This window comes from Pontibacter saemangeumensis (genome assembly GCF_039541895.1).
Taxonomy (GTDB): Bacteria; Bacteroidota; Bacteroidia; order Cytophagales; family Hymenobacteraceae; genus Pontibacter; species Pontibacter saemangeumensis.
Map to the genome: position 1 here is coordinate 909,201 of NZ_BAABHC010000029.1, position 16,528 is coordinate 925,728.

Annotated in this window: 10 protein-coding genes; 2 read left to right on the top strand and 8 right to left on the bottom strand. The window is 54.3% G+C overall.

All coding sequences use genetic code 11. The annotated features are described in order from the left end of the window. Positions 1-144: 144 nt before the first annotated feature. The 8 genes from ABD920_RS21970 to ABD920_RS22005 all read right to left on the bottom strand — a co-directional run bounded on the left by ABD920_RS21970 (position 145) and on the right by ABD920_RS22005 (position 15,661). Positions 145-1,803, bottom strand: coding sequence for a RagB/SusD family nutrient uptake outer membrane protein (locus ABD920_RS21970; protein WP_345162341.1), 1,659 nt, complete (start codon positions 1,801-1,803; stop codon positions 145-147). A 9-nt stretch (positions 1,804-1,812) separates the two neighbouring features. Further along, on the bottom strand, positions 1,813-4,896 hold the full coding sequence (locus ABD920_RS21975; RefSeq protein ID WP_345162343.1) for a SusC/RagA family TonB-linked outer membrane protein: 3,084 nt from the start codon (positions 4,894-4,896) through the stop codon (positions 1,813-1,815). A 770-nt stretch (positions 4,897-5,666) separates the two neighbouring features. Continuing rightward, positions 5,667-7,067, bottom strand: coding sequence for a pectate lyase family protein (locus ABD920_RS21980; protein ID WP_345162345.1), 1,401 nt, complete (start codon positions 7,065-7,067; stop codon positions 5,667-5,669). 41 nt (positions 7,068-7,108) lie between these two features. Continuing rightward, complete coding sequence (locus ABD920_RS21985; protein WP_345162347.1) at positions 7,109-8,398, bottom strand: DUF4861 domain-containing protein; 1,290 nt, start codon at positions 8,396-8,398, stop codon at positions 7,109-7,111. A 147-nt stretch (positions 8,399-8,545) separates the two neighbouring features. Next, positions 8,546-8,671 (bottom strand): hypothetical protein, encoded by a 126-nt coding sequence (locus ABD920_RS21990; RefSeq protein ID WP_345162349.1) that lies wholly within the window; start codon positions 8,669-8,671, stop codon positions 8,546-8,548. Between the two features lie 173 nt (positions 8,672-8,844). After that, positions 8,845-10,437 (bottom strand): DUF5123 domain-containing protein, encoded by a 1,593-nt coding sequence (locus tag ABD920_RS21995; protein WP_345162351.1) that lies wholly within the window; start codon positions 10,435-10,437, stop codon positions 8,845-8,847. A gap of 100 nt (positions 10,438-10,537) precedes the next feature. Beyond that, complete coding sequence (locus tag ABD920_RS22000) at positions 10,538-12,373, bottom strand: RagB/SusD family nutrient uptake outer membrane protein (protein WP_345162353.1); 1,836 nt, start codon at positions 12,371-12,373, stop codon at positions 10,538-10,540. Between the two features lie 33 nt (positions 12,374-12,406). Further along, positions 12,407-15,661 (bottom strand): SusC/RagA family TonB-linked outer membrane protein, encoded by a 3,255-nt coding sequence (locus tag ABD920_RS22005; RefSeq protein WP_345162355.1) that lies wholly within the window; start codon positions 15,659-15,661, stop codon positions 12,407-12,409. A 425-nt stretch (positions 15,662-16,086) separates the two neighbouring features. Here ABD920_RS22005 and ABD920_RS22010 point away from each other — a divergent pair, with 425 nt between their 5' ends. Further along, positions 16,087-16,254, top strand: a complete 168-nt coding sequence (locus ABD920_RS22010; RefSeq protein ID WP_345162357.1) for a cupin domain-containing protein — start codon at positions 16,087-16,089, stop codon at positions 16,252-16,254. Positions 16,255-16,299: 45 nt separating this feature from the next. Continuing rightward, positions 16,300-16,512: a winged helix-turn-helix transcriptional regulator gene (locus ABD920_RS22015; protein WP_345162359.1), complete on the top strand. Its 213-nt coding sequence runs from the start codon at positions 16,300-16,302 to the stop codon at positions 16,510-16,512. Positions 16,513-16,528: the final 16 nt, after the last annotated feature.

The following is a 16,528-nucleotide window of genomic DNA, read 5'->3' on the forward strand; positions in this document are numbered from 1 at the left end:
CATTCTGTTCCCTTTCAGGCATCCACCTTTTTATCCTTTGTTCTGCGTAAACTCTCCCGCGGTTGAAGCCAGTCAGAGCTGCGCCTGTGGTGTACCCGGCGAGGCGGGGAAGCATTCTATTCAAATGCTACCCCGCAAGCAACCTTAGTAGCCAGGGTTCTGGTCAAACTCCCCTTCATTCAACAGCAGGGCCCGCGAAGGAATCGGTCGTAGTATCTTGAATCCGCTTGTCCCTTCAAAGGGGTCTATGCCCCGGCTATACCAGTTCCTGATGTCCCGGTTATATAGCCTGGTTCTTTCCATGAGCGTGCCGGTGCGCTTGAGGTCGAACCAACGCTTGTATTCGCCGGCCAACTCCCTGGCTCTCTCGTCCAGGATAAAGTCGATGTCCACATCTGCGGCCGTGATCCTCATTTCGTTTTCCTTTCCAGGCTTGGCCGCTCTTACCCTCACCTCGTTTATCCGTTCGGCCGCGGTACCGGCGTCACCCAGCTGAAAATAGGCTTCCGCTGCGATCAGGTACGTTTCGCCCAGGCGTGCCAGGTATATGTCGCGGGTACTGGTGGAGCTGCCAAAGGCCGATTGCGGGTCGTCGAACTTTTTGATGGCCGGTGTGGCGTTATCCAGCACCGTGCTAGTGGATGCTTCCCAGGCTTCAGAATAAGGAATCACCTGTGCATTGTCGCGCCGTGCCGGGTTGGCTGCCCGCCAGGCGGCAATGGCTTCGGGAGAGTTCGCCCACTTCGGCGCATAATAGTAGCGCACGTTCAGGTTCTCTCTTTCTGAGCGCTTGTCATAATAGTCGTAGTAGCGCTGGTAATACTCGATCATGAACGTGGCCTCGAACCGGGCATCGTTCTCATTGAACACGTCGAACAGGTACAAGGTGGGCACCAACCTGTAGGCGCGCTGCGGATACCCCTGCGCGGCTCCCTGCCCGCCCATATAGGGCCCGAACCAGTAGTTCTGGTTATTGCCCCCGGACTGGGGGTTGGCGATGGAACCGGGGTCGTACTGGATGGAGAACAGTATCTCGGGGTTTCGCTCGTTACCCGGGAAAAACAGGTCCTCGAAAGAGGTGGTCAGCGGCTGCCCGGCGATGGCCTCGTCAGCCAGCATGGCCGCTTTCTCGAAATCATCCGCGGCGGCAAACGACTCGTAGCCCCGCGTGAGATGCACTTTTGCCAGGTAATGCTGAACCGCCCGCTTGGTTACCCGCCCGAAATCCGAGGAAGTCTCAGGCACCGCCGCGAGAGCCTCGTTCATCTCGTTGATGATGAAGGTATAAACCTCCTCTGCCGAGTTGCGCGTAAACTGCTCCTCCGGTGCGGTGAAGCGGTCAGTCACAATGCTTACCCCGCCAAACTGCTGCACCAGCAGAAAGTAGTAGTAAGCCCGCAGGAACTGCACCTCTCCTTTTCGCTCCGGCAGCGCAGCCGCCGAGGCTGTCTTGTCGTTGAAGTAAAGGGCGGTGTTACACAGCTGGATGGCCGCATACGTATTGCGGTAGAAGTTTTCGACTGAGGCTTCTTCCGGCGTCAGCTCCCGGTACTCGCTGATCCCTTTGGGTTGAGCATCGCGGCCCTCCACAAACAGATCCGTGCCGGCTGTAAACACCCACGGCTCGCTGTACACGCTGCGCAAGGAGGCGTAAGAGGCGTTCACCAGTTTCTCGTAGCCCTCCGTGGTGGCGTAGTAGGCATCCGACTCTATGTTCGACTTGTTCTCCTCCTCCAGGTAATCTTCACATCCCGCAAAGACAACAAGCACCAGGAGCAAACTCAGTATATTTAAATTTTTCATCTCGCGCTATTAGAATTTAACATTTACACCAAACTGATACACAATAGAACTCACGCCTGAATTGTTGAGCGAACCGTTTGTGCTGTTCGTTACCTGCGTCGTCGTCAGGTCAAGCCCGTTGGCTGTCTCAGGGTCAAAACCACTGTAATCCGTGAATACAAAGGGGTTCAGCACGTTGGCATATATGCGGAGGCTCTTCAGCTTTACCCGCTCTACCAGCCCTGGTGCAAAGCTGTACCCCAACGATATGTTCTGCACTTTCACGAAAGAGGCATCCTTATAATAGCCCACCTGCGACCAGTAGTCCCCGGGGCGACCCGGCATGGGGTATTCGTTTGACACGCGCGTGGGCGTCACGTTGTTGGGCGGCATATAATAGTTTACATCCAGCTTGGACCTGCCCCGGTCGCCCATGTTGGTGAACTCAGCGTGGAAAGGGCTATACACCTGCTGGCCCTGCCTTGCAAACAGCGCGGCAGACAAATCGAAGTTCAGGAAGTTGAGCTGCGTGGAGAAGCCGCCGATCCATTTCGGGTCTTTCTGGCCGATGATCGCCCGGTCGTTGTTGTTGATCAGGTCATTGCCATCCAGGTCCTTCACTTTTGCCTGGCCGGGGAGCTGCTTGTATACCTGCGCACGGTCCACTTCATCCTCCTGCCAGATGCCGTCAAACACATAGGTGTAGTTCACGTTGATGGGCTGCCCGATAAACCACGCGTTGCCGGGCATATCCTCCTTGCCGTTGATGAGCTCCACGATCTCGTTTTTGTTTCTGGAGAAGTTGAAGGTGGTGCTCCAGGTGAGGTTGTTGGTGGCGACGTTCACGGTGCGCAGCGAAAGCTCCACGCCCCTGTTCCGTACCGAGGCAACGTTATCGACCACAGACTGCCAGCCATTCTCAATAGGCACCTCACGAGCGAGTATCAGCCCCTCCGACAGCTTGTTGTAGACATCGATCGTACCGGAAACCCTGTTGCCCCACAGCCCATAATCCAGGCCGGCATTGTACTCGCGGGTTTCCTCCCAGGTAAGGTTTGCGTTAGGCAGCCTGTTGGGGCTATAGCCCAGGGCCAGCGCACCGTTCCAATCATAGAAGGAAGGGCTGCTGAGGTTCATTTGGGTACCGTAAGGGGTTACGTTGTTGTTGTTGCCCGAATAGCCCAAACTTACCCTGGCTTTCAACTCAGACACGAAGCTTAAATCCCGCATGAAGGCTTCCTCAGACATTCTCCAGCCCAAGGCAATTGAAGGGAAAGAGGCCCACTTGTTTCCGGGGGAAAGCTTGGAGGAACCGTCCCACCTGGAAGCCAGCGTGAGCAGATACCTGTCTTTGAAAGAGTAGTTCAACCTCGTCATGAAAGACAGGATAGAAAACTCAGAATAACTGCTGGCGGTGCGCTCCCGTGTAGAGGCGGTCTCTAAGTTGTAGAAAGACGAGTTGAACGGCAGGTTGGTAACACGGCTGAACAAGGATTCGTCCCGGTCCTGCTGCATGCTGTGCAACCCGGTGAAGGTAAAGCTGTGCTCGCCGATCTCTTTCCTGGCGGTCACCACGTTGTCGAGGATATAGGAGAAGGACTCCTGCTTCATCATTTCGGCGGCAGGCTGCGACCCTCCCCTTGACTCGGTCTGGGAGCCCCAGTAGCGGCCGTTCCGCTGGAAGGTAACGCGCGGCGAGAACGTGGAACGCAGGTCCAGCCAGCTAACCGGGGAGAACTGCAGGTACAGGTTGCCCACGCCGAAGTAGCGCCTCGTGTTGTTCTCGGAGTTGGCGTTATCCAGCAGCGGGTTCACGGAGCTGGTCATACTGGTTACGCTGTTCGTGCCCGGCACCGGTATCTGGCCCGGCCTGAAGATCAGCTCCCCGTTCTCATCGTAGGGCTTGAAGATGGGGGCCATCCGGAAAGCGTTGATGACAGCAAGGTCGCTGCCGCGCTCGCTCTCAGAAAGCGAGAAGTTGAAGTTGGCACCCGCCGACCATTTTTCGCTGATCTTGTGGTCCACACTGGCTTTAAAGTTATAGCGCTCGAAGTAGTCGTTGGTAAAGTTGCCCTTCTCGTTCTGATACCCGGCCCCGATCACATACTGCATGTTATCGCCGCTCAGGCCCGAAATCGTTAACCAGTGGTTGTTCTGCGTGCCCGTCTGAAGCACCTGGTCGCGCCAGTTGGTGAAGTCCTTCTCTGCGATGCGCCTGGCCACCTCCGGGTTGTCCGCCCCGGCGATCGTGCTTGTGTAATCATCGTTTCCTGCTATGAGCTCCGGCACGATATAGGCGTTCTGCCGGAATTGCCACCACTGGTCACCGTCCATAAAATCGGGCATGCGGGCCACCTTGCGGACACCGGTGTAGCCGTCGTACGACACGGTGGTGCCGCCTTTCACACCGCTGCCCTGCTTGGTGGTGACGATCACAACGCCGTTTGAGCCGCGCGAACCGTAGATAGCGGTTGAGGCCGCGTCCTTCAGCACGTCCATCTTGGCTATATCCTGCGGGTTGAGGAAGTTAATGTCTGGCACGATCACACCGTCCACCACGAAGAGTGGCTGCGCGTTCGCCAGGGAGTTTTGCCCGCGTATCTGGATGTTGAAGTTGGAGCCTGCCCGGCCCGTGCCGGTGGAGATGTCCACGCCAGCGACCTGCCCCTGCACCCCCTGCAGGGGGTTCACGGTGCCGCGCTCCGCGATGGCCTCCCCGGTTACGCTACCCACCGCCACCGACACGTCGGCTTTGTTCTGCGTGCCGTACCCGGTCACCACCACCTCCTCCAGGGCTTTTGCGTCGGGCGCCATCGTCACATTGACCGTCGCCCGGTTATTGATCGCCACCTCCTGTGTCTGGTAACCTATAAAGGAAAACACGAGCGTGGCATTCGGCGTGGTAACCGGCAAGGTATAGTTGCCGTCCACCCCGGTGGCCGTACCGTTAGAGGTGCCTTTGACTAGTACGGTTACGCCCGGGAGGCCCTCGCCTTTCTCATCCGTAACCTTTCCGCTCACGGAGACATTCTGCGCGAGGGCTGCGGCAGCAGAAAGAACGATAAGCAGGAGGCTTAGCAAATACCTCCCTCTTCTAAGTAATGCTCGATCCATAAACTGATTCATAATAGTGTGCGAATTAATGAAAGTTGAGTTTTCCTATGTAACCTGTTCTGAACTCTACCTAAAAGATGCCGCCTACTGCTTCACCACCCTTAAGTCACGTGCCGGATTGTCTTGTTTAAATCATTCGCGCTGCCATTGCTGTACAGGCATTTATGTCCTTTATTCCATAGCCGTATACTGGGCAATCGATTGCACAATATAGGCAATAAAATTTTAATTCACTACTCACTCACCATTTATCTGCCCCCTGTTACCACCCCATAGTAGCTGCTCAGCCTTACATATTCGAACTTCCTTAAGCTTTAGCCGCTTCGACCAACCGCCCCTGGTAGCAGGAGATGTCCCTAATAAGCCTTTCAATGGATATCCGGCAAAAAAGCCGATGCTCTGTCTCCGGTTTATCCCGGTTATGCCAGCCTTCAGGCTTAATGCACCTACCAAGGGTGGTAGCTAGCGTGTCCTGCTGGCCGATGATACAACCATCCTTAAACACCCAGCGATGGCCTCAACATGCAACGCAACTATCTGAGCGTTCCCGACAGTGAAACTCATTTTCCAGGAAGACACTGCATCCTGCCCCCTACACACGCCGTCCCTGATGAAAACTTGGACGCATTCGAACGGGAAAGCCCGGACGGCATCCACGGCGGCCTATATAGAAGCATAATCACCGCTGCCATCCTGCGCCACTACCAGCGGGGGTGCTGTGCCTGAGCCGCAACAAACGGCCAGGAAGAAAAGCAGCATGGGAATCAGCCTTATATTTTTGCTTTCCTGTTCACCAGGCTGTTCAGGTATACCTCGATGTTGGTGTACTGCTTGTCTAAGGTATAGGCGGCGGCATCCGCTGGCTTTCCGGGATTGAGCTTGTGCCCTCTTTCCCAGGTATCCGGCATGCCATCCTGGTCTGTATCGGCCGGGGCGGATGCAGGCTGTAACGCCGGCCATCCCCCCACATCCTGCTGCGAGTCAATGATCCCGTTCCTGTTCTTCCCGTTTGCCGGATTGTTCCTCCGCACCTCCTGCACAGTGCGCTCATCCACCTGGTCGCGCATATAGCTTGCGCCGGCGTGCAGAAGCACCGACTCGTACGCCTCTTTAGCTGACTGCTCTCCCACAGCGTCTACCTCGAAATCTTCTGCGACAAGAGCAGAGTCAGGATGCTCCATACTTACCCCCAGGGCATTATACTGTGTCACCTCCGGGTTTCCCTCCATCACGTTTCCTGCTATGTAAAACTGGCCGTAAGGCGCATATGGCTCCAGCAGTCTGTCTTTCTTTGATTTTGGTGTGGCAGGGCCTGGCTTATAGTAGTTATTGACCATGTTGTAGCGCCCCTTTTCTCCGCCATATACATTATTCCCGCCCCAGTTGTAGATCACGTTGTTCCGGAAGTCTACTAATTCATCCACGGAATTTGCTGTGGTCTTAGAACCGCTGAAGCGCGGCATGCGGCTCATGTGGCTGGCGATGAGGTTGTGGTGAAAGGATGCTCCTTCGCCTCCCCATATGCCACCATAGCCATGGTCTCCTTTGGCGTGCACAGACTGGTTCAGGCTTTCTGAAATGATGCACCACTGTAGGGTAAAGTTCTTGTTCCGGTAAAAAGAAGCGCTCTCATCCGTGGCCCAACTCATGGAGCAATGGTCTACGATGATGTCGCTCTTCCCTTTGTTTGCCCCTACTGCGTCTGCCTGCACATTCTTCGCATCACCTAGTCGAAAACGCATATACCGCACGATCACGTTATCCGCCTTGATGTGCATGGGGTGGTAGCGCAGCGTTACTCCGTCGCCGGGTGCTGACTGGCCGGCAATGGTAAGATCTCCGTTGTTGATGTCCAGCGGCGACTCTAAATCGATATAGCCTGACACGGCAAACACCACCGTGCGCGGTCCCTTTCTGCGGATAGCTTCTCGTAGACTCCCAGGGCCCTCATCATGCAGGTTGGTTACGACCACCACCGCGCCACCGCGCCCGCCTGTGGCATGCTTCCCGAAGCCTTCGGCTCCCGGAAATGCCAGTTCCTGTGTTGTTTCAGGCGGCTCCACGGCGGAAACAGCTGTACGCCCCGGCTGTTGTGAGCAGGCGGATATACCTGCCAGCTGCAGCGCCAGGCAAACCGTGCCAATCCCTGTAATGATATTCTTTTTATGCATGGTGTCTTTCCAAATCGTTTTAAACAGTGGAAAACTGTGTGTTACAGCTTGGGCTTGGAGCCAAACTGTACCTGTACCGGGTTCGCGAGCTCCTGTGCGGTTTGCTTCAGGTACTTCAAAAACTGCTCTTCTGTCTTAATTCCCTCCGGCTCCAGTTCCCAGGCTGCCAGAAAGTAATATTCCACTTCATTTTCGGAAGGGTTCAACACCACCACATGGCTGTGCTCGTCCTCCGTGATCTCCAGCAAATCCGTTGGCCGGAAAAGCACCGCGATGCCCAGGTTGTCTCCTTCCCCGTTCAGGCTTTGCTTCCCGTAGCTGGCTATATATCCCCAGGCGTTTTCTGTTCCGCGGCTGGTATGCAGTTTTGCCCGTTGATCCTTGATGATACCCGTACTCAGGTTCTGCGGGTCGCCTCCCGATACTTTCACCTGGTGGTGCGTCAGGCGGCTGCCTGCCGGTATGCTCAGAAGGGAAGTCACATCCAGTAGATGGCCTGCCACCTTCCAGCCGTAGTAGTTCGTTCTGATGGAGGAGTACACGGCTCCGTTTTCAGCGATCACGCTGATCATGCTGTCTGTTTCGGCTAGGCGGTTCGCCTTCCCCTCGTGGAACATCGCCAGCGTGCCAACCCCCAGCGTTTTGCCTACCTTCAGCACATCCATCCCCCAGGGCTGTGTTTCGTGGTAAGAGTCGAAGCCGTCCTGCCCCACCTGCTGCAACACCATCTCTTTCGTCTTCTTGCCGAAGACATCTGTGCCGTTGCGCCAGTCAAGGTAAAACCTGTAACCTACTTTGTCTGATTCCCAGCCGGGCCCTTCGTATCGGATATAGTTCGAGTGGTCGGTATGCTCGGAGGGCACCCGCAACGAATCAACATTTACAAACTGCCCGCCAATGTATTTCCGGTTCTGAAATTCACCGCCCACTTTGTGCGAGACTTCTGCCTGTGTGCGCCTGGGGTAAGTGCGGACAGAGGAGCCCTTTTCGTTATAGCGGATGGTCAGGTTGCGGGTGGCTTTAGGGGCGAGCTGGTCGAGCACCACCACGATTCCCCTGTTTTCGCTGTCCCTCAGGTTATACTGGCTGGCGATTTCATTTTTACCGTCCAGCACCACAAACGCCTTTGGGTTGAAAGAAGCGATGCGCTTTTTTATTTCCTCTCCCTCCACCAGCACCATCACGTCCTCCCGCTGCTGATTCAGTGGGTTGGTGACGGTAACGGTGAAGGATTTTGGAAACTCCTTTTTCAGGTTCTGTGCCAAGAGGCTACCTTCGCTTAGCAGGACCAGCGCCAGGCTTAAGAGCGATACTTTCATTTTGTGCATCATTATATCTATGTTTTTTCTACATATTAATTCTGCTGGAACCGTTAGTTCCTGACTCAGACGCTTGCAGGGGCTGCGCACGCTACGAGGCCGTGTTTCTGTTTATGCTGGTGCTTGGTAAAGCCCCAGTCTCTTCCTCTGGAAGCACCTTTATTTTACCTGCGCCTCCACAATGTCCTTCACCAGGCTGTTTATATATACTTCGATCAGGCTTTTGCCATTGGCGTTGGCCTTGGCCGGGTCCAGTTGATGTGCTTTCTCCCAAGCGTCGGGCATGCCATCGCTGTCTGTATCCAGCGGTGCAGGGGCAGCGCGCTCAACTCATCAAAGTAAAAGACAGCGCTGTTCCTATCACAGGGAGGCTGTACTTTAGGAAGGAGATCGCATGTTGTATCAGGAGTAAAATAACACGGTGCAGCAGTTCAGGCGGCACCGTGTCATGATTTAAACTATGGCCTCCAGCGGGGGTCCCCTGCGCTGTTGTACCCGCTAAACGTTCTGTCCATAAGCGTAAAGTCCCCGTTTGCCGGATCTTTAAACAGGTAGCTGTGCTCCCTGCTGTACGAGATGATGTTGGGCAGCTCGTTTGAAGTCGCGGTGTAGTCTGACGTGCTATATGTCCCCATCACATCGACACTGGTGCCAGCACCCGCTTTCACGCCTCTTACGGCTGTAGCTGTTTCTCCGATTTTAGCCCAGCCGATGCCTAGCAGGCTATTATGGATTTTGATGTTGCCCGCCACATCGTTGCTGTTGTAGTTAACCAGGTAGTTGCCGCTCAGGGGGGCTTCGTTAAAGGTGACATTCTGGATCAGGACTGAGTTGGAGCCAGACTTGCTCACCAACACCTGCTGCGCCTTATAGATGGTGCTGTTCAGTATTTTCACGTTCTCCACTCTGGCCGCTGTGTTGTCCACGTTCAGGACACCATAGCCGTTGATGCTATCGATCACACTGTTGTTGATGGTGAAGTCGGAGATAAGCACCGGAGAGGAGGACTTGATCCTAACGACGCCCCGGAAGCTTTTGATCTCACAGGCATTGAATATCACCTTGCCTACAGTGGCTTGCTTGTCGACATTCATCACGTAGCCACCTCCGAAGTCGCCGCTCATGGAGAGAGAACTGAACCTGATAGAGTCGATCGTACTGCCAGCCTCAAAATCAAAATTGCCGCTGAACTTGATTTTTGCGACAGGGTCAAAGCCAAGCCCGCTCACGATGGTAAGGGCACCTTTCAATAACGTGGTAGAAGAGATGGTATAGGTCAGCCCTCTCTGCAGGATGACGACACTCCCGGCCGGCACATCGCCCTGCAGCGTCTCCTGCAGTATACTGGGGTTGTCTTCAATGCCCCGCAGGTCAATGATGTTACTCCCCGGGTATTCCTGGGCCGCTTTTGTCGTATATTTCTCCCATCCTCTCACTGTCTCGCCGCTATATGCATATATAACATACTCTGTAGCGCCTGCCAGTCCGTTCACTACTTTGCTCTGTTTCTCCAGATCCTCCGCTGTCAGCTCCACTTCCTTTACCAGCGACTGGTCATCCGCTCTTAGCACTTTAAGGGCAGTGGCCGCTTCCCCGCTGTTCGTCCAACGCACCAGGGCGGCGACATCTGTCACATCGTTCGCCGTAGGGGAGATGAGGATGGTCGGGAACTTGGCGGTTTTCATTTCGCCGAGAAAAGCCATGCCGGAGCTCTTAGCCGGATCCTGGGCCAGTGCCTGCACCTGTATCTGGTACAGCTGATCCCACTCCAGGTCCTCCAACAAGACCTGGTTTGTATCAACCTCCAGCGTAAGGGCAATTGTTTTAAAGGTATCACGGCTCAGCTCCACCTTGTAGGCAATGGCTTCTTTATCCTTTTGCCAGGAGGCCATTATCCAGTTTCCCTGCGACTCCATCAGCCCTTTCTGCACCGGCCTGAAAAGCCGGTCAGGGCCTACTAATTCTTCGTCTTTCTCACAGGCGGTAAGCAACAGCAGTGCTGCAAACAACCCGAAAAACACATTTTTCATCGTACTGTATGTATAGTTCATCAACAATATCTTTAAGTAGCTGGGAAAATTTTGATTACGCCTCCGACGCCCCGGAGCCTTGGCTTTAACGCACTCGACAGTTACATCACGCGGTGCCTGATTAGAAGCCATACCCGTCGTTTGCCAATACGCCCAGGCTCCCGGTAACAGTCTCACTCGGGATAGGCAGGATATACCGTACTGCCGATGCCCCTGTCTCGTCACGGTAGCCTCTCCAGTTCCTGCTTATATAGTCTGCAGGCTCCATGGTGGTCGTATTGATGTTTCCTCGCAGCCAGGTGTGGCTGTAGTAGCCGTTCGGGTTGTCTCCCTTGTTGGGCGAGTCCACCACCGGAATGGTGGCAGGGTCAACGCTTCTGAACTTATTCAGGTAGGTGATGGAGCCGTCGGCGTTGCGCTTGTAGTACAGTACGCCCGGCAGGTTGGCATACTCACCTGCGTTGTTGTAGGTGTCGAGCCCCATTTCGGTAAGGGTTTGTCTTGTCTCAGCTACCTTCTGCCCGTACAGGTTCCAGCGGATCAGGTCATACTTGCGGATCCCCTCTGCGCCGAACTCCCAGGCTCGCTCGTCTACGATAGCCTGGAAAAATGCCTCTTTGCTGCCAGACACCCGGCTTATATACTCATCCACTTTCTCTGTCCAGTTCTCCTGCCTGAAAGCGCGTTGCCGCACTTGCTTCAGGGCATCCGCCGCCACGCCTGCTGGCCCGTTCAGCTCGTTCTCCGTTTCGGCAAGCATCAGCAGCACGTCCGCGTACCGCATCACCGGCCAGTTTACCCCTGTGCCTTTGGCACTTGCCGCCCCCGGAGGCGTTTGCAGCCACAGGCGGTTCCATTTGCCCGGGGCTATCGAGGCCACGTTTACCGGCTGCTCTAACAGTTCTTTATCATAGGCAACCAAAGAGCCAGTTACAGCCTGCCGTGTATCCAGCGTGTCGAAGGAATAGTAATAGCTGGCCGGGATGCTCACATAGTTAGAGCCTGAACCATAGGGGTGGGTTCCGGCATCCACTCTGACGCCGTTGTTCCAGGCGACATCGCCAAAACCCGGGTGAAAAGCGACTTCGAAGAGCACATCCTCGTTCTCAGGTGATATATACTCGACCTGGTTGCGGAACACCTTTCCAAAATCAGGCGTCAGCGTATGCGGTTTCAGGCTGATGAGCTTCTTCGCATATTCATTGGCAATCCCGTAGTACTCCAGGTAATCGGCGCTTCTCTTCGCAGACATATCCGGGTAAAGCGCATAGCCTCCACGGGTTAGCGACAGGCGGGCGATCAAACCCATCACAAACTCCCTGTTCACGCGCTCTATGCCATAATCCAGCTGGTCGGCCCACATCATATCAGGCTCCGCCTCTCTCAAATCTGTTATAAGCTGCGTCAGAATCTCGTTCCTGTCTGTTTTGGGCAGGTAGAACTCATCCCCTGCCTTGGTTGGTGTGAGTTTAAGCGGCACATCTCCCCACAGGTTCACAAGGTAATAATACCAGTGGGCCCGCAAGGCAAGCGCCTCCCCCCGCAGATGCTTCATCATGGGATTTCCCTGCTTGTAGAGCTCACTGTTCTCAATCCCTTCGATGGCTTCGTTTGCCCTGTTGATGGCGTTGAAGGCATTGTTCCAGACAACCCGCACATCTGGGTTTCCCGCTGTCGCCTCAAAAGACCATATATCCCGGCGGTTGTTGTCGGGGGAGGCGCTTACGCCCCCCATCTCGGTGTCGGTGTTCCCCATGAAGTTGCTGGAAAGCCTGGAGGTATAGGCATCCTGGTTGAAGAGCGCATAGATTCCGTAAACAGCTTTGGCCGCGTCTGCCTCGTTGCTAAAAATGTAATCCTGGGTGAAAGACGACGGGGAATCTGTTTCCAGGTAGTCATCGCAAGAGGTAAAGAGCAGCGCAACCACTGCAGCACTATATAAGATTATCTTTTTCATCGCATGAACAATTTATATACCTGATGATTGGAATTAGAAGTTGACATTGACACCAACGGTGAAGGTGCGGCTCTTTGGGTAGGCTGAATAATCCACACCGGGCGTCAGGGCTGCATAGGAGCTGCTTCTGGTGGCGCTCACCTCCGGGTCATACCCTGAGTAGTTGGTCCACAGCCATGCGTTGTAAACAGTGCCATACACCCGCAGCTGCTTCATGCCAACTTTAGACGTCAGGGCGTTGGGCAAAGAGTACCCCAGCGTGACATTGCTCAGGCGCAGGAACGAACCATCCTCTACCGCCCACGAGTTCATCACCGGCGAGGCATTGCCCATGGAGAATGGCGACCATATGGTTGCATCCGCATTCAGGGCGCGCAGTTCCTCCAGGTCTGTCACCAGCTGGCCTGCCTCATCTATATAGGTAAACCTGTTGTCGGAGTTCATCGTGTTCAGCATGTTGCCATAGGTTGTCCTGTGCAGCATGTTGAAGGATATCTTGCCGGTGTTGTACACGTCGTTGCCATATACCCAGTTCAAGAAGGTAGAGAAGTCAAACCCTTTGAAAGTAGCGTTCAGGCCAAAGCCGCCGCTATGCTTGGAGGTGGCGTTCCCGATGATCTGGCGGTCATTGTCCGCAGTGATAGTGCCATCGCCGTCCAGATCCTTGAGTTTCATCACGCCGGGCCGTAAGGAGATGCCCCCCAGGTAAGAGGCCACGTTGGGCACGCCTTCTTTAAGGGTATAAGCTCCGGTGGCAGGGTTATAGGACTGGAAGTCATCCACGGTGTAGAATCCGTCGTTCACAAAGCCGTACATCAGGCCCACGTTTTCGCCCACGTTCAGCCGGTAGTCATCCTGCCCCTTCAGGTCAGTGCCAGCCCAGTTCGACATGAATGCCCTGCTATCCACACCATCCAGCTTGTCGATTCTGGATTCATTCACGCCTATGTTAAAGCTACCGGTAAGGGTGAAGTTCTCTGTGTCTACGATGCTTCCGTTCAAGCCGAGTTCCCAGCCTTTGTTGGACGTTTGGCCTATGTTACGCAGCTGCTTGGTGTAACCCAGGTATGCAGGAATATCCGACTCCACCAGCAGGTCGCTTGTCGTGTTCCAGTAGATATCAAAAGTACCCGACAAGCGGTTGTCCAGTATACCGAAGTCAAGGCCGGCATTCCTGGTCACGGTTGTCTCCCATTTCAGATCAGGGTTTACCAGCACGTTTGAAGATGCCACATAGTAAGGCTGTGCAACATCGCCAAATCCGATCGTCCTGTTGTCGGAGATGGCATAGGTTCTTCTGAAAGCATTGTCCCCGATGCGGTTGTTGCCTGCCTCGCCATAGCTCAGCCTCATTTTCAGGTCTGATACCAGTGGGAGGCTTTTCATGAAATCTTCTTCAGAAATACGCCATGCCGCCGCCGCAGCCGGGAAAATGCCCCATTGATTGCCCTTGGCAAACTTGCTGGAACCGTCCGCGCGCAATGTCAGGGTAAGCAGGTATTTGTTCATCAACTGGTAGTTGGCACGGCCAAAGAAGGAGAGCAGATGGTCTTCCACATCCACATTCGTGGATTGCCTGTCAGGGGTTCCCAGCGCCATGTTGGCAAAAAGCACCTCCGGCTGTAAATGCTCAGCAAAGTATTTTGCCCGCTGGAACCTGGAGAAACCAGAGCTCTGGATCATTTCCTGCCCCACTAACAGGTTCAGGTCATGCACATCATTTGCTTTCAGGGTATAGTTAAGGGTATTGGCCCAACGGTATTTCTGGCCCTGCGAATTTGTGATTTCACCCAGCGGCATGTTCCCGCCCACATTCCGGGATTCACCTGTTAGGGGCCCGAAATAGCGTTTGTTTTCGCCAAAAACGAAGTCAGCGCCGAATTCAGAGCGGTACATCAGGTCCTTGGTCATGAACCACGACAAAGCCGCGCTCATGTTAAGGGTTTTGGTCAGCCTGTTCCTGTAGTCCTGCCTGGCAAGTTCTGGCGGGCTGATCATGCTCCGCAGGAACTGATCGTAATCGTCATCTGCCCCTGCAGTTGTTGCCGGATCTATTTCGATGGCGTCGGCGATGCCGTTCACGGGGCGTGTCGTGATGCCGTCTGATATCCTGATGCTGGAACCGCCTGAGGTACCGGCACCGTCTATGTTGGTGTTCGAAAAACGGGAAGCCAGGTCAATCCTCAAGGCGTTGGATATCTCGTGGTTCAATTTAAAGTTGAGGTACGTGCGATCGTAGGCAGAGCCCACCATCAAACCTTCATCCTTGTTATGCGTCACGCTGAAGCTCATCTTAGTCTTGTCTGTTCCTCCCGTAACGCTCAGGTTATGAAACTGCGACATAGCAGGGTCTCCAAAAAGCTCCTCCTGCCAATCAGTCCCTTTCTGCCTCTTGTAAAGCTCCAGGTCCTCGTACACGCCAAAATACCTGCTGAAGTTCTCCAGATCGGTTGTCCCTCTTAGCCTGGCGTATTCATACTGCGCCAGCACGAACTCGTATGGCGACAGCACCTCTAACTTCCGGGGTAAGGTCCTTGCCTGCACATAGCCATTATAGGACACATTGGTTTTGCCGCTTTTGGCGCTCTTTGTTGTGATGATCACAACGCCGTTGGCGCCGCGGGCACCATATATAGCCGCCGAGGCCGCGTCCTTCAGAATGTCGATGCTGGCGATATCGGCAGGAGCAATGTCATTGATACTGCTCACCGGAAAACCATCCACAATGTATAAAGGGGAATTATCCTGTGTAACGGATCCTCCGCCGCGCACACGGATCACGATTTCTGCCCCCGGGGCACCGTCAGTCGTTGTCACCTGCACGCCCGCCATTCTACCGGTCATGGCTTCCGCGACATTTGACACGGGTATCTTCTCTATCTCTCTCGCAGCCATGGAGGTGACAGCCCCAGTCAGATCCTGCCTCTTGGCAGTTCCGTAGCCGATCACCACCACTTCCTCCAGGGCCTGCTGGTCCGGAGTCAGGGTAACAGAGAAGGTGGTCTGGTTGTTGACTGGCACCTCCTTCGGGTCGTAGCCGACATAGGAGAAGACCAGGACGGCATTGCCGTCTGGAACAGACAGCGTGAAGTTGCCGCCGATATCGGTTGCGGCACCGTTCGAGGTGGAACCCTTTTCGAGCACTGTCACCCCCGGCAGTGCCTGATTGTTTTCATCAACCACCTTTCCAGTGACAGCAAAGCCCTGGGCAAGCGCCCCTGCTATCGCGACAAAAAAGAAAGCGAAGGTAAACAGACATTTCGACCTCCAGAGTAGAGCGTTTCGCATAAATAATCAAGTTAAGAATGTGATATATAATTTTACTTTAATTGAAAGTCTCTCACTGCCTGTCCCTGCCTTCGTAGGCCGCTTGTCAATGTAAAAAGCCGCTTTGATGCTTTTACCGCTTCCGCCTCATTCCCATTTTGAAAGTTGCCAGCCCTGTGATAATGACTAATCACTCACAATCATGCAACCATTACTTGCGCAAACGGTTGCATGATATGAACATTCCTGCCCAATCACAATTATTGTTAAAACATTTTCTGAAATAAATTTAAAAATGTGGTTCAGTTCAGCTTAAACCCATATTATAAAAAATGTCAGTGCTTACTTACCCAGGCACACTTTTGCTCTAAAATGTAATAATGAAAAGTTGTAAAATAGTTTTTTTCAAAATTAATCGTAATTTGCGCAAACGTTTACGCAGCATAATGCCGATAGATGAGAGTACACCCCATACGCTGCAAACCTTCCCGCGCTGCGCCGAGTACTTCCCTGGACGCCGCGAGCTGGACGTTATCAACCTCGGCCCGGTCGACACGCTCACCATGGACGGGGGTATTCTGGCCACCATCGGCAAACCGCGCAACGAGCAGTAAGCAACCGGGCAGGTTACAGGCTGGCCTCCAGGTTACTCAAGACATATGGACAAAAACCCCAGGGTAACCATCCACGACATCGCCCAGCGGCTCGGCATCACGGCCTCCACCGTCTCGCGCCTCCTCCCTGAGGACAGGGCCCCGGGCCGGGGAAGCCGGCTATCTGTAAGCAAAGCCAAAGGGCGGGCCCCCTCAGAGGGACGCCCCGCATCTGTATACATAGAAACTAAACGCCCGCAGGGCAAGAGACAACCATGAGGCCACTCAACAGACA